This window comes from Streptomyces sp. NPDC002643 (assembly GCF_053592555.1).
This window is the reverse complement of sequence record NZ_JBSFVY010000044.1, coordinates 1-23,738: the sequence shown is the minus strand read 5'-3', so window position 1 is coordinate 23,738 and position 23,738 is coordinate 1. Positions and strand designations below refer to the sequence as shown.

Sequence of the window (23,738 nt, the reverse complement as noted above, 5' to 3'; positions counted from 1 at the left end):
TTCCCGTCGCTCCCGCGCCGGGACGGCTTCCCGTCGCTCCCGCACCGGGACGGCTTCCCGTCGCTCCCGCACCGGAGCGGCTTCCCGTCAGCCGCTCACAGGGGCGACACCCCGTCAGTCCCGCACTGGGACGACACCCCGTCACCCCTCACCCGTCCGGATCAACTCGCCGGTGTCGACGCCCAGTTGTGGCGTTCGGCACCGGTGTTCCGCTTTCGGCGTGAATTCCGTGTGTGGCCTGTGTGACACCCTTGACTTGCCCCAAATCTGACATGAGCCTGGCGTCTGATCACCACTGTGGCAGACCACTTCAAGGGGGGCTCATGAGACGAAGAGCGAGATCGGTCCTCGCTGCCGGCGCGCTCCTCCTCGGCGGCGGTGCGGGACTCGCACCCCTCGCCCAGGCGGCCGAGAACGACAGTTCCACGGACACGGAAGAAGTCAAGGTCTTCCGGGCCGAGGTGACGAAGCAGCAGATCCCGCTGCTGCTCGCGGCCGGCCAGGACGGTCATGAACTGAGCGAGCAGGCACCGGAGAAGGGCACCGCCTCGGTCGAGGTCTACCTCACCGACAAGCAGGCCGAGGCCCTGGAGGACCAGGGAGTCGAGCTCACCGAGCACAAGCTCACCAGCAAGGCCGAGGCCCGGGTGGAAGCCGCCGGTGATGGGGTGTACCGGCCCTACAGCGGTGCCGGGGGCATCAAGGAGGAGATCATCGAGGCGGGCCGGGAGAACCCGTCCCTGACCAAGGTGGTCTCCATCGGCAAGACGCTGAACGGGCAGGACATCCTCGCCCTCAAGCTCACCAAGAACGCCAAGAAGACCAAGGACGGCGCCAAACCCTCCGTCCTGTACGTGTCCAACCAGCACGCGCGCGAGTGGATCACCCCGGAGATGACCCGGCGGCTGATGCACCACTACCTGGACAACTACAGGACCGACAAGCGGATCAAGAAGATCGTCGACACCACCGAGCTGTGGTTCGTGATCTCCGCCAACCCCGACGGCTACGACTTCACCCACCAGGACACCGCCCACCGTCAGTGGCGCAAGAACCTCCGGGACATCAACGGCGACGGCACCATCACCGTTGGCGACGGCGTCGACCTCAACCGCAACTTCGCCTACCAGTGGGGCTACGACAACGAGGGCTCCTCCCCGTTCCCCACCAGCGAGACCTATCGCGGCGCCGGCCCGAACTCCGAGCCCGAGACCCAGGCCCTGGACGCCTTCGAACGCCGTATCGGCTTCGAGTACGGCATCAACTACCACTCCGCCGCCGAACTCCTCCTCTACGGCGTCGGCTGGCAGGTCGCCACCCCCACTCCGGACGACGTGCTCTACAAGTCGCTCGCCGGCACACCGGAGAACTCCGCGATCCCCGGCTACCACCCCCAGCTCTCCTCCGAGCTGTACACCACCAACGGTGAGGCGGACGGCCACGCGGCCAACGTCAACGGCACGGCGATGTTCACCCCCGAGATGTCGACCTGCCAGACCGCGTCGAGCATCGACCCGAACGACGCCTGGAAGCCCGAGGACTGCGCCTCCGTCTTCACCTTCCCGGACGACGAGAAGCTGATCGAGCAGGAGTTCGAGAAGAACATCCCGTTCGCGCTCTCCGTCGCCGAGTCCGCCGTCAGGCCCGACCAGCCGAAGTCCTCGGTCGGCATCGACGCCCCCGACTTCACCCCGGCGCCCTTCACCACGTCGTACTCGCGCGGCGCCGACCAGGAGATCTCCGTCGTCGCCCGCAAGTCGGTGCGCGACAAGGAGATGAAGTACCGGATCAACGGCAAGGGCCGTACCTACGAACGGACGCTCAAGCCCTGGAAGGGCGGCGAGACGTTCGGCGGCGAGGACAATCTGTACTTCGACGAGTACCGGGCCAAGGTCCGGGGCGGTGGGACTGGCGACAAGGTCGAGGTCTGGTTCACCGGCGAGACGAAGAGCGGCAGGCCCACCCGCAGCGAGCCCTTCACCTACACCATCGCCGAACGCCCCAAGGCCGACACCCTCGTGATCGCCGAGGAAGGCGCGACCCAGACCCATGCCCAGGCGTACGTGGACGCGCTGAAGGCCAACGGCAAGAAGGCGCTCGTCTGGGACGTCGCGACCCAGGGCGCTCCCGACGCGCTGGGCGTGCTGAAGCATTTCAAGCAGGTCGTGCACTACACGGGCGCCGTACGCCCCGGTGTCGCCACCCAGCTCGAACTGCGCGCCCACCTCAACGAGGGCGGCAAGCTGATCGAGGCGGGCGAGAGCGCCGGCGGCTCCGTCGACCTCGGCGGCGGCACCCTGTCGAACGACTTCAGCCAGTACTACCTGGGCGCCTACAGCCGTACGTCCCTCCCCAACGCCACCGCCTTCCAGGGCAGCGGCAGGCTGGCGGGCGCCTCCGGCGCACTCGGCGCGGCGCCGGGCAACCCGCTGGACACCGCCGGATCGTTCGGCGTCACCTCGGACGCGCTGCCCGCCGACACGTTCCCGCAGTTCACGAGCGCGGGGGCGGGCCAGTACCCCGGGACCGTCAACCCGTACGGCCCGTACGAGGGCGCGTCCATGGCGGCCGTCACCCACTCCGACTACGCCTGGAACCGGCTGACCCGCACCATCGACCTCACCTCGGTCACCGCCGACCAGAAGCCCGCCTTCCGCACCCAGCTGCTGTGGAGCATCGAGGAGGGCTACGACCACGCGGTCCTGGAGGCGCACACGGCCGGGGCGGACGACTGGACGACGCTGCCGGAGGCCGGCGGCGCCAGTTCCAGCGCCGTGCCCACCGAGTGCGAGGCCGGGTACTTCATCCAGGCCCACCCCGCGCTCACGCGGTATCTGACCCGGACCGCCGAGGGCTGCGCGCCCACCGGCACCAGCGGCTCCTGGAACAGCCTCACCGGGGCCTCCGACGGCTGGCAGCGGGTCGAGTTCGATCTGTCCGCGTACGCCGGGAAGACGGTCGAGATCTCGCTCGGCTACATCACCGACCCCGGCTCCGGCGGGCGTGGGCTCCTCGCCGACAACGCCACCGTCGTCATCGGCGGCACGACCGGTGCCGTCGAGGGCTTCGAGACCTCCCTCGGCGCCTGGACCGTCGCCGGCCCGCCCGCGGGCAGCCCGGCCGTCGTACGGGACTGGGGGCTGTCCGGCGAGCTGTTCAAGACGTACGGGGCCGTCACCACGAAGGACACCGTGCTGCTGGGCTTCGGCCTGGAGCAGGTGACCATCGCGGCCGACCGGACGGCACTGATCGGCAGGGCGCTGAACGCGCTGAGGAAGTGAGCGCCGACTGCGCCGAACGGCGGACGAGAGGCTCGTGAGAGGCCGTCTGGAACGTCTGGAATCAGATGATCAGGGGGCCGCTCAAAAGGTAATCACCTTGTAAAACCCGGGCGGTCCGTACCCCTACCGGCGGGTACGGACCGCACCGGCATGTATAGGGCATCTCGATGCCACTCGACGGGCCCGGGGGAGGTAGGGTCGTAGGCGGTCGGGGACATCCCATACAGCTCGTCGGCGCTGAGCCGGCGTACCAACGAGGAGATCGGTTCGTGACGATCCGCGTAGGCATCAACGGCTTTGGCCGCATCGGTCGTAACTACTTCCGCGCGCTGCTGGAGCAGGGTGCAGACATCGAGATCGTGGCTGTCAACGACCTGGGTGACACCGCGACCACCGCTCACCTGCTGAAGTACGACACCATCCTGGGCCGCCTCAAGGCGGAGGTGTCGCACACCGCCGACACGATCACCGTCGACGGACACACCATCAAGGTCCTGTCCGAGCGCAACCCCGCCGACATCCCGTGGGGCGAGCTGGGCGTCGACATCGTCATCGAGTCCACCGGCATCTTCACGAAGAAGGCCGACGCCGCCAAGCACCTCGCCGGTGGCGCCAAGAAGGTCCTCATCTCGGCTCCGGCCAAGGACGAGGACATCACCATCGTGATGGGTGTCAACCAGGACAAGTACGACCCGGCGAACCACCACGTCATCTCCAACGCCTCCTGCACCACCAACTGTGTGGCGCCGATGGCCAAGGTCCTCGACGAGAACTTCGGCATCGTCAAGGGTCTGATGACGACCGTCCACGCGTACACCAACGACCAGCGCATCCTGGACTTCCCGCACTCGGACCTGCGCCGCGCCCGCGCCGCCGCCGAGAACATCATTCCGACCACGACGGGTGCCGCGAAGGCCACCGCCCTGGTCCTGCCGCAGCTCAAGGGCAAGCTCGACGGCATCGCGATGCGCGTCCCGGTCCCGACCGGCTCCGCCACCGACCTGGTCGTCCAGCTCCAGCGCGAGGTCACCAAGGACGAGGTCAACGCCGCGTTCAAGAAGGCCTCCGAGGACGGCGACCTCAAGGGCATCCTGTTCTACACCGAGGACCAGATCGTGTCCTCGGACATCGTCAGCGACCCGGCCTCCTGCACCTTCGACTCCTCCCTGACCATGGTCCAGGAGGGCAACTCGGTGAAGATCCTCGGCTGGTACGACAACGAGTGGGGCTACTCCAACCGCCTCGTCGACCTCACGGTCTTCGTCGGCAACCAGCTCTGATCCACAGAGCAGGCACCTTGATGTGAAGGCAGGGCTCGGGCGGCGCAGTGACGCGCAGCCCGGGCCCTGACTCACGTGCAGACCGGCCCTCTTACGATCACGAGCATCAACACGTCCTCTTCGGGAGCCCCTTCTATGAAGACGATCGACGAACTCCTCGCCGAGCCAGTCGCCGGCAAGCGGGTCTTCGTCCGCGCCGACCTCAATGTGCCGCTGTCCGGCACCACCATCACCGACGACGGCCGTATCCGCGCCGTGCTGCCCACCGTGAAGGCGCTGGCGGAGGCGGGCGCGCGAGTCGTCGTCGCCTCGCACCTGGGCCGCCCCAAGGGCGCCCCGGACCCGGCCTTCTCCCTCGCCCCGGCCGCCGCCCGCCTCGGTGAACTCCTCGGCGCCGACGTGGCGTTCGCGACGGACACCGTTGGCGAGTCCGCCACCTCCACCGTCGCCGCTCTCACCGACGGCCAGGTCGCCGTCGTCGAGAACCTGCGCTTCAACGCCGGTGAGACGTCCAAGGACGACGCCGAGCGCGCCGCGTTCGCCGACCAGCTGGCCGCCCTCGCCGATGTCTACGTGGGCGACGGCTTCGGCGCCGTGCATCGCAAGCACGCCTCGGTCTTCGACCTGCCGGCCAGGCTGCCGCACTACGCCGGCTTCCTCATCGCCACCGAGGTCGGCGTCCTGAAGAAGCTCACCGACGACGTCCAGCGCCCCTATGTGGTCGCCCTCGGTGGCGCCAAGGTCTCCGACAAGCTCGCCGTCATCGACGAACTGCTCGGCAAGGCCGACCGCATCCTCATCGGCGGCGGCATGGCGTACACCTTCCTCAAGGCCAAGGGCTACGAGGTCGGCGGCTCCCTCCTCCAGGAGGACCAGCTCGGCGCGGTCACCGAGTACCTGGAGCGCGCGGAGCGGACCGGTGTCGAGCTGGTCCTGCCCGTGGACGCCGTCGTCGCGCCCGCGTTCCCCGACCTGAAGACCAAGGCTCCGGCCGGCGCCACCGCGGTCGCCGCGGACGCCATGCCGGCCGAGCAGATGGGCCTGGACATCGGTCCGGAGTCCGCCGCGCTCTACGCCTCGAAGATCGCCGACGCCGCCACCGTCTTCTGGAACGGCCCCATGGGCGTCTTCGAGCACCCCGATTTCGCCGAGGGCACCAAGGCGGTCGCCCAGGCACTCCTCGATTCCAAGGCCTTCACGGTCGTCGGCGGCGGCGACTCCGCCGCCGCCGTGCGCATCCTGGGCTTCGACGAGAACGCATTCGGCCACATCTCGACCGGTGGCGGCGCCTCCCTCGAATACCTCGAGGGCAAGACGCTCCCCGGCCTCGCCGCACTGGAGGACTGACCCTCAATGAGCACGCGTACGCCCCTGATGGCGGGCAACTGGAAGATGAACCTCAACCACCTTGAGGCCATCGCGCACGTCCAGAAGCTCGCCTTCGCCCTCGCCGACAAGGACTACGAGGCCTGTGAGGTCGCGGTCCTGCCGCCCTTCACCGATCTGCGCTCGGTCCAGACCCTCGTCGACGGCGACAAGCTGAAGATCAAGTACGGTGCCCAGGACCTGTCGGCCCATGACTCCGGCGCCTACACCGGTGAGATCTCCGGCCCGATGCTGGCCAAGCTGAAGTGCACGTTCGTGGCGATCGGCCACTCCGAGCGCCGCCAGTACCACAACGAGACCGACGAGATCGTCAACGCGAAGGTCAAGGCCGCCTACAAGCACGGCCTCACCCCGATCCTGTGCGTCGGCGAGGAGCTGGAGGTCCGCGAGGCGGGCAACCACGTCGCCCACACCCTCGCCCAGGTCGAGGGCGGCCTCAAGGACGTCCCCGCCGAGCACGCCGTCACCATCGTGATCGCCTACGAGCCCGTCTGGGCCATCGGCACCGGCAAGGTCTGCGGCGCCGAGGACGCCCAGGAGGTCTGCGCGGCCATCCGCGGCAAGCTCGCCGAGCTGTACTCGCGGGAGACCGCCGACCAGATCCGCATCCAGTACGGCGGCTCCGTCAAGGCCGGCAACGTCGCCGAGATCATGGCGCAGCCCGACATCGACGGCGCGCTCGTGGGCGGCGCCTCCCTGGACGCCGACGAGTTCGTCAAGATCGTGCGGTTCCGCGACCAGTGAGCCGTCGACCGGAGCGCCCGGGCGGCGATCCGGGAAGCAGCGAGTAGGCGTCTGCGGCCGAACGTCGTAGTCTTGCGGGGGCATGGCGCTGCGGCCATGCCCCTGTCGTCCATCCAGATCCGAGGAAGTTGGTCCAGCCGTGGTTATGGGGTTCTCGATCGCCCTGATCGTCTTCAGCGGGTTGCTGATGCTGCTGGTGCTGATGCACAAGGGCAAGGGCGGCGGCCTCTCCGACATGTTCGGTGGCGGTATGCAGTCGTCCGTCGGTGGCTCCTCCGTCGCCGAGCGCAACCTCGACCGGATCACCGTGGTGGTCGGTCTGCTGTGGTTCGCGTGCATTGTCGTACTCGGCATCCTGATGAAGGTCAACAACTGATCGGCAGGTCAGACGTACGACAACGCGTCACGGACGCACCAATCCGCACGTAAAGCCCCATGCTGGGTACGCGACTTCGAGCGCGGCCTATCATGGGGCTTGCGTCTGGGGTGGGATGTAACTCCAATCACTGGACGCGCGTTGGGCCTTACGTAGACTGAGGCGCTCGCAGCGAAGCGAAACGCCGACTCGCTTCGCCGCACCATCACGCAGGGAGTTACGACCGTGGCAAGTGGCAACGCGATCCGAGGAAGCCGGGTCGGGGCGGGGCCGATGGGCGAGGCCGAGCGCGGCGAGTCCGCCCCCCGGCTGCGCATCTCCTTCTGGTGCTCCAACGGGCACGAGACCCAGCCCAGCTTCGCCAGCGACGCGCAGGTCCCCGACACCTGGGACTGCCCGCGCTGCGGCTTTCCGGCCGGGCAGGACCGGGACAATCCGCCGGACCCGCCGCGTACCGAGCCCTACAAGACGCACCTCGCCTATGTGCGGGAGCGGCGCAGCGACGCGGACGGTGAGGCGATCCTCGCCGAGGCGCTCGCCAAACTGCGGGGCGAGATCTAGAAGTTGACACCGGCCGGGCACCGAGGGGTGCCTGGCCGGAGGTGTTTGGGGCTGGTGATTCCTGGGCTCTTGCTACTGCGCTTGTGTTGCCCTCTGATCGATTAGGTTGGGATCGGCAGCGGGGTACGCAGGCAGGACCAGGTAGGAAAGAAGGCTGAAGTCCGAGATGAACGCAGAAAGCCGTGCCAGGCTCAATCAGATGCCCGAATGGACGGCGCTGGCCGAGCACCGGGAACAGCAGGGCGACGTACAGCTGCGTGAGCTGTTCGCGGCCGACCCGGGGCGCGGTGCCGGGTACACGCTGGAGGTCGGCGATCTGCACGTCGACTACTCCAAGCACCTGGTCACCGACGACACACTGCGGCTGCTGCGCGAGCTGGCCGCCGCGACCGACGTTTTCGGACTGCGGGACGCCATGTTCCGCGGCGAGAAGATCAACACCACCGAGGACCGGGCCGTCCTCCACACCGCGCTGCGCGCCGCGCGTGACGCGGTCATCGAGGTCGACGGCGAGAACGTCGTACCGGCCGTGCACGCCGTCCTCGACAAGATGAGCGGCTTCGCCGAGCGCATCCGCTCCGGCGAGTGGACCGGCCACACCGGCCGACGCATCAGGAACATCGTCAACATCGGCATCGGCGGCTCCGACCTCGGCCCGGCGATGGCGTACGAGGTGCTGCGCTCCTACACCGACCGCGACCTCGTCCTCCGCTTCGTGTCGAACGTGGACGGGGCCGATCTGCACGAGGCCGTGCGGGATCTCGACGCGGCGGAGACGCTGTTCATCATCGCCTCGAAGACGTTCACCACCATCGAGACCATCACCAACGCCACCTCCGCGCGGGAGTGGCTGCTCGGTGAGCTGAAGGCCGGGCCCGACGCGGTCGCGAAGCACTTCGTGGCGCTGTCGACCAACGCGGGCAAGGTGTCGGAGTTCGGCATCGACACCGCCAACATGTTCGAGTTCTGGGACTGGGTCGGCGGGCGGTACTCCTACGACTCGGCGATCGGCCTGTCGCTGATGATCGCGATCGGGCCGGACCGCTTCCGGGAGATGCTCGACGGGTTCCGGATCGTCGACGAGCACTTCCGCACCGCGCCCGCCGAGTCCAATGTCCCGCTGCTGCTGGGCCTGTTGGGCATCTGGTACGGCAACTTCCATGACGCCCAGTCGCACGCGGTGCTGCCGTACAGCCACTACCTCTCCAAGTTCACGGCGTACTTGCAGCAGCTGGACATGGAGTCCAACGGCAAGTACGTGGGCCGTGACGGGCGTGAGGTGGAGTGGCAGACGGGTCCGGTGGTGTGGGGCACGCCCGGCACCAACGGGCAGCACGCCTACTACCAGCTGATCCACCAGGGCACGAAGCTGATCCCGGCGGACTTCATCGGGTTCGCGCGGCCGGTCGCCGAGCTGAGTGACGCCCTCGGCGCCCAGCACGATCTGCTGATGGCCAACTTCTTCGCCCAGACCCAGGCGCTGGCGTTCGGCAAGACGCCGGACGAGGTGCGGGCCGAGGGGGTGTCGGAGGAGCTGGTGCCGCACAAGACGTTCAAGGGGAACCATCCGACGACCACGATCCTGGCCAAGGAGCTGACACCGTCGGTGCTCGGCCAGCTGATCGCGCTGTACGAGCACAAGGTGTTCGTACAGGGCGCCGTGTGGAACATCGACTCCTTCGACCAGTGGGGCGTCGAACTGGGCAAGGTCCTCGCCAAGAGGGTCGAGCCCGCGCTGACCGAGGGCGCCGATGTGCCCGGTCTGGACGAGTCCACCAAGGCGCTGGTGGCCAAGTACCGGGAGCTGCGCGGACGTTAGGAAGCAGGACAGGTGGGTGGGGAAGTGGGCGGCCGCGCGACGTCCGCTTCCCCACCCGGTCCGAGTGGGCCGAGGGTCCGATGAGGCCGCGGTGGCGCATGCCGGTGGCGGCGCCGTCCGCCGTCAGTGGCCCAGCCCGGCGCCTCCGTCGACCGGGATCACGGCGCCGCGGATGTAACCGGCGCCCGCCAGGAAGGCCACCGCGTCGGCGACCTCCTCGGGGGTGCCGAGGCGTCCGGCGGGGGTGGTGCGCAGGAGTTCGCGGCGCTGCTCCGGGGTGAGGGCGCGGCTCATGTCGGTCTCGGTGAGGCCGGGGGCGACGACGTTGCAGGTGATGTCGCGGGCGCCCAGTTCCTGGGTGAGCGAGCGGGCGAAGCCGATCAGGCCCGCCTTGGCCGCCGCGTAGTTGGTCTGGCCGGGGGCGCCGTGCAGGGCGGCCGTGGAGGAGAGCAGGACGATACGGCCGTGGCCCGTCCGGAGCATGCCGCGTATCGCGCGCTGGGCGACACGGAAGGCGCCGGTGAGGTTGGTGTCGATGACGGAGGTGAAGTCCTCCTCGGTCATCCGGATCAGCAGCCGGTCGTGGGTGGCGCCCGCGTTGGCGACCAGCACGGAGACGGGGCCGTGGGCCTCCTCGGCCTCCTTGAACGCCTGGTCGACCTGGTGGCTGTCGGTGACGTCGCAGCGTACGGGCAGGATGTTCTCGGTTCTGGACGGCTCCTCGCCTCGGTAGGTGACGGTGACCCGGTCGCCGGTCGTTGCGAAGCGGCGGGCTATGGCGAGGCCGATGCCTCTGTTTCCGCCGGTGACGAGGACGGAGCGGGGCGTCGGCTGGGGCATGGGGCTGTGCCTTTCCGGGGAATGGGGCGGGGTCACGCGGTTTCCAACCGTTCGTCGTCCTGTGCCGCTCGCTCGGGCGGGCTCTGCGGCCGGGGTGCCCGGGTGCGCAGGCCTACGACGGAGACCGCGAAGCCGATGAGGGCGAGGGCGGCGACGGTGAGGGTGGCGGCGTACATGGCGTCGAGGAAGGCACGGTCGGCCAGGGCCGCCAGATCGGGGAGGCCGAGGGAGTCGGCGAGGGAGCGGGCGGCCTCCGGGGAGGTGCGGGCCTGGTCCTCGGCGGAGGGGGAGAGTTCCTGGCCGGTGCCGGGCAGTTCGGCGTCGGCCATGCGGGAGCGGTAGACGCCGGAGAGGACCGAGCCGGCCAGGGCCACGCCGAGGACGTTGCCGACCTGCCGGGTGACGTTGGTGACGGCGGAACCGGCGCCGACCAGCTGGGGTGGCACGCCGCGCATCATCACCGCCGTGACCGGGGTGCCGACCAGGCCCATGCCGTAGCCCTGGACCCACAGCAGCACGGCGATGACCCAGACCGGGGTGCGCCCGTCCAGCCAGGCGTAGGCGACATAGGTGACGGCGGTGGCCAGGACGCCGGTCGAGACCGTCCAGCGGGGGGTGAGCCATCGGCTGGTCGCGGGGGATGCCTGGCTGCCGAGGACGATGCCCACCGCGGCGGCGATCATGACGGTTCCCGCGTCGGCGGGGGAGAGACCGCGGGGGCCCTGGAGGTAGAAGGCCGCGTAGAACAGGTGTCCGGCGAGGGTCATGAACGTGATCAGCAGGACCACGCTGCCGGCCGTGAAACCGGGCTGCCGGAACAGGCGTAGGTCCAGGCTGGGGGTGGGGGAACGGCGCTGACCTGCGACGAAGGCGGCGAGGAGGGCTGCGCCCAGGGCCAGGGGGAGCAGGACGTGGGGGCCGTACCAGGTGCGGCCGTTGCCGAGTTCGATGATGCCGTAGACCAGGCCGCCGAGGCCCAGGACGGACAGGGCGAGGCCCGGGAGGTCCAGGACTCGGCGGTGGGAGCCGCCGAGGCGGGGGACGAGGGTGATCGCCGCCAGCAGGCAGAGGGCGACGATCGGGACGTTGACGAGGAAGACCGAGCCCCACCAGAAGTGGCTGAGCAGGGCTCCGCCCGCTACCGGGCCGATGGCTACGCCGAGGCCGCTGGAGGAGGACCAGATGGCGATGGCTCGGGTGCGTTTCTCCTCCGGAGTGGTCTGCATGATGACGGTCAGGGTGGCCGGCATCAGCAGGGCGCTGCCCGCGCCCATGAAGGCTCGGGCTGTGATCAGCCAGGTGGGGGTGGGGGCGAAGGCGGCCATGGCCGAGGCGGCGCCGAAGAGGGTGAGGCCGGTGAGGAGGGTGGTTTTGGGGCCGAAGCGGTCGGCGAGGGCGCCGCCTGCGAAGAGGGTGCCGGAGAGGACCAGGGTGTAGGCGCCGGCTACCCATTCGAGTTCGGCGGGGGTTGCGGCCAGGCCGTCCTCGGGGGCGGCGAGGGTGGTGACTGCGACGTTGAGGATGGAGGTGTCCAGCCAGATCAGCATCTGGGCGCAGACCACGACCAGGAGGATGGGCCAGGTTCGGGTGGGGATGGGGGTGGCCTGCGTGACTGGGGCGCTGGCCTTGGTCATCGTCTGCCTCTTCCGGTTTCGTGCTCGGCGGCTTTGGCTGGGCGGGGCGGGGTTGCGCTTACCGGCGCTGACAGGGTGCCGCTCTCTTTGGGATGGGTGCCGCCCCTAGCGGCACGATTGCCCGCAGCTACGACGGCTGCAGGGTGGGCGCCGTCCTAGCGGCACGGTTGCCCGCAGCTATGGGCAGCCGCATCAGTTGCCCAACCCGTCTCGCCAGCTTGGCCTTGTTGGTTTCCAGCCCAAGGTCGTGCGGGCACGCGCGTTGGAGGCGCCGTGGGCCGAGGTGAGTTGGTGGGCCATGAACCAGCCGAGGAGGCGGGGGGCCAGGGGCGGCGGGATCGTGCGGGGGGACGGGGCGGTGAGGGCGCGGGCCAGGTGGGGGAGCCATTGGGCCGCCGGGGCCGGGTCGTCGTCCGTGATGTGGAAGACGCCCGTGACGTTCGACTCCACGGCTGTCACCGTCGCTCCCACCGCGTCCTCGACATGCAGGAACGACGTGATTCCGGAGCCGTCGCCCGGTAGGGGGAGTTTGCCGGACTGGACGGCCTGGGCGGTGGCGCCGCCGTTGCGGGAGTACGCGGTGCCGGGGCCGTACAGGGTGCCGTAGCGCAGGACCACGCCCGCCAAGTCGGTGGCCAGCACCTGGCGTTCGAGGTCGGCCACGGCCCGTACCGTGGAGGCCCAGCCGGGGTCGGGGGCGTCCACGTACAGGGGTGCGTCCTCGTCGAGGACCGGTTCCCCGGCGGGGGTGGCGGCGAAGGCGATGGACTGGGCGACCAGGCGTCGGGCGCCGGCCGCGCGGGCGGCCTCGATGAGGTTGGCGGTGCCCTCGGTGCGCAGGCGCGCGGTGAGGGCGAAGGCGCCCGGGGGGTCGTCGCGCAGCATGCGCAGTGCCGACATCTGGTGGACGACCACCTCGGGCCGGGCGGCCGACACCGCCGACAGCAGGGCGTCACGGTCGAGCGCGTCGGCGACCACGACCTCGTCGGCCTCGGGGGCACGGCCCCGTGACCCCTGCCGCACCAGCGCGCTCACCTCGTGACCCCGCTCGCGCAGCGCGCCCACCAGCGGATGTCCGACCACTCCGGTGGCCCCGGCGACAAGTACCCGCATGTCCTTCAGTTCTCCCCATCGGTTGAAAGGGGCGTGGCGACCCGCATCAGCAGGCGGCACGCCTTGTCGCCGTTCCGCAGACAGCTCTCGGCGCGGTTCTCCGTCAACGTCACGCCGAGGCCTTCCGACCAGCCCGCGTGGATGTCGGTGCACGGGCAGCGATAGCCGTCCAGGGAGCCGGCCATCCGGACCATGGTGATCGCGAAGTTCCGCTTCAGGGTGAGCACGATCAGGTCGTCGTCCTCGACCTCGGTGGCGGCGTTGCGCAGCTCCGGCGGGAACATCCGGTCGCCGCAGTCGTCGTACCGGCGGCGCAGTTCCTCCAGGTCCTTGCGGGTGTCACCGGTGTCGGGCAGCGGTCCGGAGAGCCGGCCGACCCGCTGGCCCACATGGACGGCGACCTTGCGCATCGCCTCCGCGTTGATCTCGTTCGCGACGTCCTGCCCGAAGCGGGCGGCCACGCCCTGGTACCAGTTGGCGTCGTGCTGCCACCACAGCCGGTACGCCTCACCGGCCCGCGCGCGGTGGTTGACGCCCTCGCCACCAGTCGTAGTCGTGCTCATACGTGCTGCTCCTTGGCGGCGAACCTGTCGCGCATCACTCGTTTGAGGACCTTGCCGGTGGCGCCCTTGGCCACGTCGTCCGGCTTCATCGGCACGGCCCGGGAGAGGGGTGGGAAGCCGGCCTCCGCCAGCACCGCGTTGACGCGCGCGGTCCACTCCTCATCGCCTTCGGTGCCCTTGTCGCCTGCGCCGCCCGCATCAGCCGGCTGGAGCAGCGCGTACGCCTCCGCCACCCCGTCCCCGTCCCAGTCCGCCCGTACGCCGTCGGGGGCGACCCCGACCACCGTGCAGTCGGCGAGTCCGGGCAGCTCGGCCAGCAGCAACTCCTCGGTGCGGGTGCTGAAGACGATGCCTGCGCGGGTGCGGATGGCGTCCGGGGCCCGGTCCAGGTGGTAGAAGTTGCCCTCGTCGTCCTGGCGGGCGAGGTCGCCGGTGAGCCAGTAGCCGCCGAGGCGCATCCGGTTCCAGGTCACCGAGTCGTTCCAGTAACCGGGCGTCAGCGTCGGGGACTTGAGGCCCAGACGGCCGATCTCGCCGGGCGGCAGCGGGGTGCCGTCCTCAGCGAGCACGGCGGCCTCGGCGAAGCTGATCGGCTTGCCGATGCGGCGCGCGTACGCGGAGGTGTCCTTGGTGTGCCGGTTGTGGAAGACCGAGTAACCGGCCTCGGACGAGCCGAGCCCGTCGACGAAGACCGAACCGTCGACCCGCCGGTGCTTCAGATCCCGGCCGATCTCGATGTGGTTGCCGTGCGCTACGAGCGCCCTGATGTGCGCCTCGTGCGCCGCGTCCCCGGTGTTGAACCACACCTGCACGCTCGACAGATCCCGGGCCGCCAGATCCTCGGCGGCCATCTCACCGAACGTCCCGGCGAACGCCAGCACGGTCGTGGGCCGGAACTCCTCGATCGCGTCCAGCACATCGGTGCCGCGCTGACTCGACATGAGCTTGATGTCCGCGCGCAGCAGCAGGCAGTACATCAGCGTCGCCACCATCGCGTTGTGCGCGCCGGGCAGCCCCACCAGCGTGCGCCGCATGTCGGTGCCGGTGGAGTAGCGCAGCCGGTGCGTCTGCGCGTACATCAGCGTGCGATGCGTGTGCGGCACACCCTTCGGCAGGCCTGTGGTGCCGGAGGAGTGCGAGATGAGGACCGGGTCGGTCGGGTCGTGGCGGTACGGGTACGAGGCGGGCAGCGACGTACGGTGCTCCGGGCGGATCTCGGCGGCGGTCACGTGGAAGCCGAGACCGGAGTCGGCCAGTACCTCGCGGTGCTCCTCGTCCGTGAAGGCGCCCACCGCGCCCTGTCTGCGGATGTACTCGCGGGCGGTCTCCGGGGACAGATTGCCGTTCACGAACGACGGGACGGCGCCGAGTGAGGTCAGCGCCAGGAAGTTCACCGCGAACTCGGCCGCCGAGTAGGAGTGGATCGCCACCGGGTCGCGCGGGCGTACGCCCCGGGTCGCGTACCAGCCCGCGTACGCCTCCACCACCTCGTCGAGCTGTCCGAGCGTGAGTACCTCGGGGTGACTGCCGTCCGGGGCACGCCAGTTGCCGTCGAAGCGCAGTACCGGTTCGTCGAGGGGACGGTCGTATGTCTTGATGCGGTGCAGGACGTTGCCCGCGCCGAGTTCGTCGTCGGAGCAGATCCGTGCCCGCTCCTGCCTACTGATGAGCATGGGTGTCCGTCTCGTTTCGTTCCTGTTGTTCCCGTTGTTTCGGCTGTTTCGGTTGTTCCGGGGGCCGTTCGGTGGTGAGGAGGAAGGCGGGGGTGTGGGGGCCGGTGGCGAGTACCTGGCTGCCGCCGTCCCGCGACAGCCGCCGGTGCAGGGCCGCGAGGTCGAAGAGGGACCGGAGGCCGCCGGGGTGGGTGGCGGGGGGTGCCGTGGTCGCCGCCTCCGTGGACCGGAGCGTCACCGCTGAGCCGGGGCCGGGGCGGGTGAGGAGCGCGGCGGCGGCCAGACCTGCGGATTCGGGGAGGTCGGGGGCCGGCTGGCCGGTGTCGGCGGTGAGTTCGCGGTGGGCGGCGGCCACCCGTGCGCCGCCGCCCAGCTCCACACCGATGACCAGGACGCGCTCCAGCTCCGGGTCTTCGAGGAGCAGATCGGCCATGGCGAGGAGTTCGGTCGCCGGATCGTCGAGGGTGGAGAGGCTGAACATCTGGCCCGTGATGCCGAACTCCCGGCTCATATGGCCGAGTACGGAGTTGGCGGTGGCCTGCATGAACAGGAGGGGGTTGTGGACGCGGCCGGACACCACCCGGCGGCTGGCCAGATCGGCGGTGGTCGTGTCCCCCATCAGGCTCGCCAGCGCCACCGCCGTACGGCCACCCTCGCCGGGGCACTCGGTCAGACAGCGGGCCGCCACCTCGAACGCCAGCGGACTGAACGCCGACTCCACGAACCCCGGCAGCCGGGGCAGCGCGATATCGCCGTCCCGCCCGGTGCCATGGGTCGCGGTGGCGGTGGTGAGGATGCCGAGGGGGGAGCGCAGGGGCGCCTTGCTCTGTGTGTCGCTCGTCGTCACGGCCGCTCCAGTACGAGTGCGGTGTTGGCGCCTCCGAAGGCCGCGTTGATGGAGAGGGCGCGGTGGAGATCGGCCTCGCGGGGCTCGTTCGGGACGTAGTCGAGGTCGCACTCGGGGTCGGGGGCGGTGTAGCCGGCGGTCGGGGGGAGGACCCCGTCCGTCAGGGCCAGCAGGGTGATCACGAACTCCACGACACCCGCCGCCTCCAGCATGTGGCCGGTGGTGCTCTTGGTGGAGCTGACCGGGATCGACTCGGCCCGCTCGCCGAAGGCCGCGCGCAGACCCCTGGTCTCGGCGCCGTCGTTGTACTTAGTGCCGGTGCCATGGGCGTTGACATAGCCGAGCGCCGCCCCGTCAGGGTCACCCGCCATCCGCAGCGCCTGGCCTGCGGCGAGGGAAAGGCCCAGGCCCTCCGGGTGCGGCTGGGCGATGTGGTGGGCGTCGGTCGCCGCGCCCCAGCCGACGATGCCGGCCAGCGGACGGGCACCCCTGCGCCGGGCGTGCCCGGCGGACTCCAGCACGACCGCCGCCACCCCGTCGCCGAGCAACAGCCCACTGCGGTCCGCGCTGAACGGCCGCACCATGCCGTCCCTCGACAACGCCCGCCCCGAGTCGAACTTCCCGAACGTCTCCTCCTCCACCAGATAGCCACCGGCGCACACCGCGACGTCGATCCGCCCGGAGGAGATCAGCCGACAGGCATGGATGATCGCGGCGGCCGAGGCCACACAGGCGTTGGTGAAGGTCAGCCGGGGGCCGGAGAGCCCGAGGCCACCGGCCAGCAGCTCGGCGAGCCGGGCGGGGACGGCGTCGGCGGGGCGGGCAGGTGCGGCACCGGCGGGGCGGGCCTCTGCCGTGGCCGTGCCGAGGGCTTCGGCTTCCCTGTCCGTCTCGGAGCCCTCGCCCGCTGTCTCCTCGGCCGCCGCCTCCCGCCAGTACCGCGTGATGCTCGTGCAGTCCCCGGCGATCCCCAACAGCACCGCCGCGTCCGTGCCCTGCCGCAGGCCCGCCATGGCGAGGGCGTCCGTGCCGCACCGGGCGAGGGCGTGGCGCAGCGCCCAGTCCTCGACCGCGTCGGGGCCGTCGGGGGCGGCGCCCGCCATCGGCGTACGGTACGGGCCGGTGTCGAAGCGGGTGGTGGGGGCGAAGGAGGGGACGCCGGCGAAGACCCCTCGGCGCAGGGCTTCGGCGCCCGTGCCGAAGGCGGTGCGCACGCCGAAGCCCGTCACCGTCACCCCACCGGTCGACTCACCCGTCAACGCGGGCACCTCCTCGCGACCCGTCGACCCCGGCCGCGCTCAGGAACTCGGTGAGCCCGCGCAGCGAGGTCAGCCCGTCGATGTCCTCGTCAGAGGGCTCCACGACCAGTCCGTACCGCTCCTCCACCTCGTGCAGCAGCCACACCAACCCCAGGGAGTCCAGGACCAGTTCGTCGTCCTCGGCGAGGTCCTCGGGCACACCGGGGAAGATCTTGCGGTCGGACAGCAGCTCCCGGACGGTGTCGACGGTGATGACGGGCGACGACGTGGTGGTGACCGGCGACGACGTGGTGGCGTCCGCGCTCATGCCTTCGCACCGCGTCGGACGACCTCGGCGACCAGCCCGCCGAGGGTCAGGGAGGCCAGCGGCTCGATGTCGGTGTCCGGGATCTCCACACCGAACCGGGCCTCCAGGCGCAGCGTCAGCTCGATCAGGCTCAGCGAGTCCACCTCCAGCCCGCCGACGGTCACCGGGCTGTCGTCCGTGAGGCCGTCCCGGCTCGTCAGGATGTTCATCTCGTCGATGACCGACGTCAGAACGAACTCGCGGATCTCGTCTTCCAGGGTTGACGTGCTCATGGGTCGCCATCTCCAGGTGAAATGTGGTGCGTTGGGGGTGCGAGAGGTGTCGGTAGAGGGATCAAGGGATCAGCGGTGTGTCAGGTCGTGCCGGTCGCCGCCGCCCGCAGGGTCTCCGTCTGGCGCAGGAGCTTGCCGTTGGAGGTGCGGGGCAGGGCGTCGAGGAGGTGGATCACGCGGGGGAGCTTGTAGTCGGCCAGCCGGTCCCGGCACCAGCGCAGCAGCTCCGCCGTGGACGGGCCCTCGGCGCCGGCGGTCACCGAGACGTACGCCTCGGTGACGTGCTCGTGGACGACGACGGCCTGCTCGACCGCCGGGTGCTCGCGCAGGACGTGCTCGACCTCGGTGAGGTCGACCTTGAGACCGCCGATGACGACGAGGGAGTCGGCCCGGCCGCGTACGGTGACCGCGCCGTCGGCGTCGACCGTGGCCCGGTCGCGGGTGTGCAGCCAGCCGTCGGCGTACTGGGTGCCGCCCGAGTCGAAGAGATACGGCGACTCGGCGAGCGCGACGTCCAGTTCGCCGTGGTGGGCCCGGACCTCCACGCCGGGCGCGGCCCGACCGACCGAGGGCCGCAGGGTGCCGCCCACGTCGATGGCGACGATCCCGGTCTCGGTGGTGCCGTAGGCCTCGCCGACCGGGATGCCGTACCGCTTGGCGAACCGGTCCGCGACCTCCGGCGGCATCAGCTCACCGCCGGACACGGCGATCTTCAACTCGGGCAGTTCGGGCGGCTCGACCGCGACGGACAGCAGCTCGTAGTGCATGGGCACCCCGAACAGGGCCGTGATCCGGTGGTCGGTGGCGGTCTTCAGGATGTCGCGGGCGGACACCCGGGGCGCGAAGACCACCGACACCCCCGTGGCCAGGGAGTGCAGCAGACCGCCGATCAGGCCGAAGCTGTGCGCGGTGGAGCTGAGCAGCAGCAGCCGGTCGCCCTCGCCCGGCATCCCGGGGACCTCACCGAACGCGGCCACCTCGGCGGCCAGCGATTCCACGGTCCTGCCGATCACCTTGGGCCGCCCGGTGGAGCCCGAGCTGAACTGCACCAGCCGGTGCGCGGTGGCCGCCGGGCGTCCCTTGCGGCGGCACTCGGTGGCCACCTCGTACTCGGAACGGAAACCGAACGCGGCCCGGACATTCGTACCGGCGCTCACCATGAACTGCGGGGCGCAGGTCGCGCAGAGCGCCTCGACCTCGGCCGGTTTCAGCCGGAAGTCGAACAGCATGACCTGGGCGCCGAGCCGCCACAGCGCGAGCAGCACCTCGACCTGGGTGAAGCTGGGCGGGGTCCGCAGTCCGACCGTGCTGTCCGGTCCGATGCCGTACCCGGCGAAGACGGCGGCCTGCTTGGCCACCCGCTCCCTCAACTCCCCCCGGGTGACGGTCTCTTCGAGATGCGTCAGATAGGGAAATGCGTCGTCCCGCGCGTCGAACAGCCGCTGGACCACAGGGCCCATGCCCTCCGCCGCCAACTCGGCCACCGCCGCCGAGCGCTCCGCGGGCTGTGCCGATGTGCGGCTCCGCCGCGGGGCCGCGTTGGGCCGTCGGCCGTCTGCGGCGTCATCGTGGCTGGTCGCGCAGTTCCCCGCGCCCCTTCGGGGCGCTGCCGAACCGCGCGGACTGCCTGGCTCGCCCATGGGGTCTCAGACCTCCTTGCAGAACTCGCCGATGGGCAGGCCCACATGGCGCTTGTCCTGCGCGAGATAGCCGAGCAGTTCGTCGCCCGACTGAAGCTCGGTGACATTGAGGACCTTGCCGCCGGGGCCGAGCACCCTGACATGCCAGTCGTTCTGCACGGTCAGACTGACCAGCCGGCCGTCCGGGGCGTGCGTACGGATCTCAAGGAGCGGCCTGGACTCCAGCTTGGCCCGGCCCACCACCACCCGCCGGGTCCGCCCGTCCGCGCCGACCGCCAGCAGCGCGCTGCCGGAGCCGACCTCGCTGAGGTAGTTGGTGCGGTTGTCGGGGCCCAGCGTGTACGAGTGCAGGGCACCGGCGTTGACCCGGAACGGCCGGGTCGGCATGTACGGCAGCGGATGGGTCTCGCTGCAGCAGAGCACGAACCCGGAGGAGTACGAGCCGACGAGGATGCCCTCGTCCTCCTCGAAGTGCGAACAGGTGTCGACGCAGACCCGGTCGCCGAGCCCGACATGGCGGATGCTCTCCACGGTCAGCGTCGACAGCTCCAGCTGCGGGGTCGTCGCCTCCAGCAGCCGGGCCAGCGCGAAGACCTCGTCGGCGGAGCGGGGCGCGTAGAGGATGCCGTCGGAACCGCGTTCGAGGACGTCGAAGACGATCGCCGCCTCCTCCAGATCCCCGACGACGGTCACCAGCTGGCCCTCGGCCGACTCGGCCGCCGCGAGCACGATCTCCAGCGGGATCTTCGTCGGATCGGCGAAGTGGATCACCGTGTACGGCAGCGCCATCGCGCCCGCGCACGACAGCTTCAGGGTGCGGTCGTCGCGTACGTCGATGAAGCCGGCGACGGGAGCGCTGCCGGCCCCGGTGGCCGACCGGTTCTGGGCCGAGAGGGTGTCCAGCTCCTCCTGGGCGGTGAACTTCCGCAGCAGGACGTCGATTCCGGAGCCGTCCCCGGCGGGGGCCGCCTCGGCGCCGGACTTGGCGTCGCCCTTGCCCTTCGCGTCCTTCGCTTCCTTGGATGCCTCGCCCTTCTTCACGGCGGCGGCCGTCGCGCCCGGCCCCGCGGGGACGTGCACCCGGGTGACGGTCGGGGGCAGGGTGCCGAGCAACTCCGCGTCGGCGGAGACCACTCCGGCCATCCGGGCGTGAACGGCCGCGTCCACCACCGCCTGGAGCTGCGGACGGGGGACTTCACGGAGATCGATCCACGCGAACCTCATGCGACACCTGCCACGATCGTCGAGTAATGGGTAGAGGAAGAATCAGTCATGTTCATGTCACTACTGAGCCCGCTGCCGCTCTCGGCCTCGCCGGCGCCGGGGGAGCCCGCGTCGCCGTGCACCACCGCCGCGAGCCGGGACACCAGGGAGGCGGGGGAGGGCGAGGAGAAGATCCGTCGGCCGACGGCGAGGCCCCGGCAGCCGGCGGCCATCACGGCGGTGCCGTACTCGATGAGGTCGGAGCCGTCCGGTGGTCCGCCGGCGGCGAGTACGGGGATGGGGCTGTGGGCCACCACCTCGGCCATGCGGTCGAGCGGCAGGGCCACGGAGGTCTTCACCAGGTCGGCGCCCAGATCGGCGGCGACGTTCACGATGTGCGAGAGCAGCGCGGGATCGTGCGGGTTCTCGATACGGGGGCCGCGCGGATAGACCATCGCGATCAGCGGCATGCCCCAGGTCTCGCAGGAACGGGCCACCGCGCCGAGGTCGGCGAGCTGCCGCCCCTCGGTGTCCGAGCCGATGTTCACATGGACGCTCACCGCGTCCGCGCCGAGCGCCACGGCCTCCTCGACATCGCCGACGAGCACCTTGGCGTCGACATCGGTGGCACAGGCCGTACTCGCGCTCAGATGTACCACCAGCGCACAGCTCTGGAGAAGCTCCGGGCCGAGAGTGCGGGCCCGCCCTTTGTGGACGATGATCCCGTCGGCCCCGCCGGCCACCAGGGCCCGCAACAGCTCTTCCCACTGGCCCGGTGGAGCGACGGGGCCATCGGAAACACTGTGATCGAGTGGTATGAGCAAGTGCCGGTCGTCGCCGGCCAGGGAAAGTCTCCTCAAACGCAATGGCTTGCCTGTTTTCAGCATGGGTAATGAGCCTTCCCGGCCCGGAGGCCGTATTCAAGAAAGTCGAACTGCGGCAACGCACTGCGGACTCCATGGCCGAAAAACATCGGTCGTAGAACTTTCAAGTTCCCCCGGACGTCAGCATTCCGTGCGTGATCGCGAGTTGGCAAGGCGTGACTGCGAGCAAATTTTTATGTGAGCAAATGTATGAATATTGACAGCGGTTTGACAGGAAGCCCGGGGTTGACGTCATCGCGGGGTGGTGTTCGCTGGTTCTTATGGTGTTTCGTCCGACCTGTCCGCACGCATAGGGACATCACACACTTCATTGCTGTTGAATCGCGTAAATCATGGGTCGCTAAAGCGGACGAGACCCAGTGCCGGGATATTCGACCGGGCTCTTCTCTGTCGATTCTGTCGATCCACTGTCGAAACTTGTCGAAATCAAATTCGGCCGCCTAGGGTGACAGCCGCACTCCGATTCGTGTTACATGCGTGGCCGTCCCCCATCGGGGCCCGGACCATTTGTGTCCGGGCGAACCGGAAGTGAGCCCCCCATGCCCGAATCCCCGTCCAAGACCGTCACCGAGCCCATGGGCCCGAGATCGGTCGCATTACCGTCGGCATCCGCGGAGCCCGCCAAGGCGTCCAAGGTCGCCGCCGCGAGTCTCATCGGCACGACGATCGAGTACTACGACTTCGCCGTGTACGGCACCGCCTCCGCGCTGGTGCTCGGGCCGGCCTTCTTCCCCTCGGGCAACGCCACGGTCTCGTCGCTCGCCGCGTTCCTCACCTTCGCCGCGGCGTTCCTCTCCCGGCCCCTCGGCGTCGTCCTCTTCGGCACCATCGGCGACCGCCTCGGCCGCCGCAACGCCCTGGTCGCCTCCCTGCTGCTGATGGGCCTGGCCACCATCGGCGTCGGTCTCCTCCCGACCTACGAGACCGCCGGTCTCCTCGCCCCCGTCCTGCTGGTGACCCTCCGTCTGCTGCAGGGCGTCAGCATGGGCGGCGAGTGGGGCGGAGCCGTCCTGCTGGCCGCCGAGCACGCGCCGCCCGGACGCCGGGCGATGTACGCGGCCGTCCCCAACATCGGCCCCTCGCTGGGCTTTCTGCTCTCCAGCGCCGTCATCCTGCCCACCCTCAATGTCGTCGGCCGGGACGGATTCACCGAGTGGGCCTGGCGGGTGCCTTTCCTGCTCAGCACCGTGCTCGTGGTGGTGGGGCTGTGGGTGCGGTCGACGGTGACCGAGTCACCGGTGTTCGAGGCGGAGGCACGTGGGGTGCGCCGGGAACCGGTGGCCGAGGCGGCGCCGGAGTCCCGCTTCCCGCTCGGAACCCTGATCGCCCGTCACCCCGGGCGGCTGCTGCTCGGCACGGGCGCGGCGATCGGTGGCTCCGCCGTGTACTACATCACCATCGTCTACAGCCTCTCCTACGGGCCGAAGTCCCTCGGCATCCCGCAGAACACGATGCTGACGGCGGCCAGTATCGGGGCGGCGGCCGGTATCGCGATCACCCTGCCGGTGGCGCGGCTGGCCGACCGGGTGGGCCGCCGCCCGCTGATGCTGGCGGGTGCGGTCGGCAGCGTGGTGTGGGCCGTCCCGATGTACGCGTCCCTCAGCACGGGCAACGCGGTCGTCATCACCGGCGCCTACACCATCGGCCTCATGCTGCTGGCCATGATGTTCTCCCCGGTGGCGGCCTTCCTCGCCGAACTCTTCCCGGCGCGGCTGCGCTACACCGGGGCGTCGGCGACGTTCATCCTGGCCAACACCCTGGGGGGCGGCTTCGCCCCCCTGGTCGCGACCTGGCTGAACAGCCAGTGGTCGTCGCCGCTGGTGCTGGGCTTCTACACGGGTGGGTTGTGCCTGGTGAGCCTGCTGTGCGTGGTGGCTCTGCCGGAGACCAGGGAGACGGAGCCGGCCGGTTGAGCTGGGCTCGCCGCACCGCCTACGAGCTCGGGAGGACCGGGTTGTAGGGCGGGTGCGGGTGGTGTGTGGCTGGTCGCGCAGTTCCCCGCGCCCCTAAAAGATCCGGCCCTGCGGGCCGAAAAGCACGGGGTGCAGCCCCTGCT

The 23,738-nt window shown here is 70.1% G+C and carries 21 protein-coding genes; 9 read left to right on the top strand and 12 right to left on the bottom strand.

Annotation, left to right across the window (positions count from 1 at the left end):
• From ACWD4G_RS40300 to pgi, 8 genes are all read left to right on the top strand, one after another.
• On the top strand, positions 1-246 hold a 246-nt coding region (locus ACWD4G_RS40300), incomplete at its 5' end, for a hypothetical protein (RefSeq protein ID WP_451302733.1).
• A gap of 77 nt (positions 247-323) precedes the next feature.
• Positions 324-3,281 carry a M14 family zinc carboxypeptidase gene (locus ACWD4G_RS40295; protein ID WP_451302731.1) on the top strand — a complete coding sequence of 986 codons (2,958 nt, stop codon included), beginning with the start codon at positions 324-326 and terminating at the stop codon, positions 3,279-3,281.
• Positions 3,282-3,550: 269 nt separating this feature from the next.
• The gene (gap, locus tag ACWD4G_RS40290; RefSeq protein WP_451302729.1) at positions 3,551-4,561 is read left to right on the top strand and encodes a type I glyceraldehyde-3-phosphate dehydrogenase; all 1,011 of its coding nucleotides are present in this window, start codon (positions 3,551-3,553) and stop codon (positions 4,559-4,561) included.
• Between the two features lie 135 nt (positions 4,562-4,696).
• A complete protein-coding gene (locus ACWD4G_RS40285) occupies positions 4,697-5,908 on the top strand; it encodes a phosphoglycerate kinase (protein ID WP_451302727.1) in 1,212 nt (403 codons plus the stop codon).
• Between the two features lie 6 nt (positions 5,909-5,914).
• Positions 5,915-6,691: a triose-phosphate isomerase gene (gene tpiA / locus ACWD4G_RS40280; protein WP_451302725.1), complete on the top strand. Its 777-nt coding sequence runs from the start codon at positions 5,915-5,917 to the stop codon at positions 6,689-6,691.
• Between the two features lie 145 nt (positions 6,692-6,836).
• Positions 6,837-7,067: a preprotein translocase subunit SecG gene (secG, locus tag ACWD4G_RS40275; RefSeq protein WP_055514354.1), complete on the top strand. Its 231-nt coding sequence runs from the start codon at positions 6,837-6,839 to the stop codon at positions 7,065-7,067.
• Between the two features lie 225 nt (positions 7,068-7,292).
• A complete protein-coding gene (locus tag ACWD4G_RS40270; protein WP_003957010.1) occupies positions 7,293-7,628 on the top strand; it encodes an RNA polymerase-binding protein RbpA in 336 nt (111 codons plus the stop codon).
• Between the two features lie 166 nt (positions 7,629-7,794).
• Positions 7,795-9,447, top strand: a complete 1,653-nt coding sequence (gene pgi / locus ACWD4G_RS40265) for a glucose-6-phosphate isomerase (protein ID WP_451302723.1) — start codon at positions 7,795-7,797, stop codon at positions 9,445-9,447.
• 123 nt (positions 9,448-9,570) lie between these two features.
• Here pgi and fabG read toward each other — a convergent pair whose 3' ends face one another.
• The 12 genes from fabG to ACWD4G_RS40205 form a co-directional block, all read right to left on the bottom strand.
• Complete coding sequence (fabG, locus tag ACWD4G_RS40260) at positions 9,571-10,287, bottom strand: 3-oxoacyl-ACP reductase FabG (protein WP_451302721.1); 717 nt, start codon at positions 10,285-10,287, stop codon at positions 9,571-9,573.
• Positions 10,288-10,319: 32 nt separating this feature from the next.
• On the bottom strand, positions 10,320-11,921 hold the full coding sequence (locus ACWD4G_RS40255) for an MFS transporter (RefSeq protein ID WP_451302719.1): 1,602 nt from the start codon (positions 11,919-11,921) through the stop codon (positions 10,320-10,322).
• A 192-nt stretch (positions 11,922-12,113) separates the two neighbouring features.
• On the bottom strand, positions 12,114-13,034 hold the full coding sequence (locus ACWD4G_RS40250) for an NAD-dependent epimerase/dehydratase family protein (protein WP_451302717.1): 921 nt from the start codon (positions 13,032-13,034) through the stop codon (positions 12,114-12,116).
• 5 nt (positions 13,035-13,039) lie between these two features.
• A complete protein-coding gene (locus ACWD4G_RS40245; protein WP_451302715.1) occupies positions 13,040-13,597 on the bottom strand; it encodes a hypothetical protein in 558 nt (185 codons plus the stop codon).
• On the bottom strand, positions 13,594-15,270 hold the full coding sequence (locus tag ACWD4G_RS40240) for a class I adenylate-forming enzyme family protein (RefSeq protein WP_451302713.1): 1,677 nt from the start codon (positions 15,268-15,270) through the stop codon (positions 13,594-13,596). Before ACWD4G_RS40240 ends, ACWD4G_RS40245 begins: the two co-directional genes overlap by 4 nt.
• On the bottom strand, positions 15,257-16,117 hold the full coding sequence (locus ACWD4G_RS40235; RefSeq protein WP_451302711.1) for a hypothetical protein: 861 nt from the start codon (positions 16,115-16,117) through the stop codon (positions 15,257-15,259). Before ACWD4G_RS40235 ends, ACWD4G_RS40240 begins: the two co-directional genes overlap by 14 nt.
• Positions 16,114-17,376 carry a beta-ketoacyl-[acyl-carrier-protein] synthase family protein gene (locus tag ACWD4G_RS40230; protein WP_451302709.1) on the bottom strand — a complete coding sequence of 421 codons (1,263 nt, stop codon included), beginning with the start codon at positions 17,374-17,376 and terminating at the stop codon, positions 16,114-16,116. Before ACWD4G_RS40230 ends, ACWD4G_RS40235 begins: the two co-directional genes overlap by 4 nt.
• The gene (locus tag ACWD4G_RS40225) at positions 17,366-17,683 is read right to left on the bottom strand and encodes an acyl carrier protein (protein WP_451302707.1); all 318 of its coding nucleotides are present in this window, start codon (positions 17,681-17,683) and stop codon (positions 17,366-17,368) included. Before ACWD4G_RS40225 ends, ACWD4G_RS40230 begins: the two co-directional genes overlap by 11 nt.
• Complete coding sequence (locus ACWD4G_RS40220) at positions 17,680-17,955, bottom strand: acyl carrier protein (protein WP_451302705.1); 276 nt, start codon at positions 17,953-17,955, stop codon at positions 17,680-17,682. The genes ACWD4G_RS40225 and ACWD4G_RS40220 overlap by 4 nt, the downstream gene beginning before the upstream one ends.
• 80 nt (positions 17,956-18,035) lie before the next feature.
• The gene (locus tag ACWD4G_RS40215) at positions 18,036-19,415 is read right to left on the bottom strand and encodes a class I adenylate-forming enzyme family protein (RefSeq protein WP_451302800.1); all 1,380 of its coding nucleotides are present in this window, start codon (positions 19,413-19,415) and stop codon (positions 18,036-18,038) included.
• A 186-nt stretch (positions 19,416-19,601) separates the two neighbouring features.
• Positions 19,602-20,819 carry a 3-dehydroquinate synthase II family protein gene (locus ACWD4G_RS40210; protein ID WP_451302703.1) on the bottom strand — a complete coding sequence of 406 codons (1,218 nt, stop codon included), beginning with the start codon at positions 20,817-20,819 and terminating at the stop codon, positions 19,602-19,604.
• Positions 20,816-21,685, bottom strand: coding sequence for a class I fructose-bisphosphate aldolase family protein (locus ACWD4G_RS40205; RefSeq protein WP_451302701.1), 870 nt, complete (start codon positions 21,683-21,685; stop codon positions 20,816-20,818). The genes ACWD4G_RS40210 and ACWD4G_RS40205 overlap by 4 nt, the downstream gene beginning before the upstream one ends.
• Before the next feature lie 536 nt (positions 21,686-22,221).
• Here ACWD4G_RS40205 and ACWD4G_RS40200 point away from each other — a divergent pair.
• Positions 22,222-23,595: an MFS transporter gene (locus ACWD4G_RS40200; RefSeq protein ID WP_451302699.1), complete on the top strand. Its 1,374-nt coding sequence runs from the start codon at positions 22,222-22,224 to the stop codon at positions 23,593-23,595.
• The last annotated feature ends 143 nt before the right edge of the window (positions 23,596-23,738 follow it).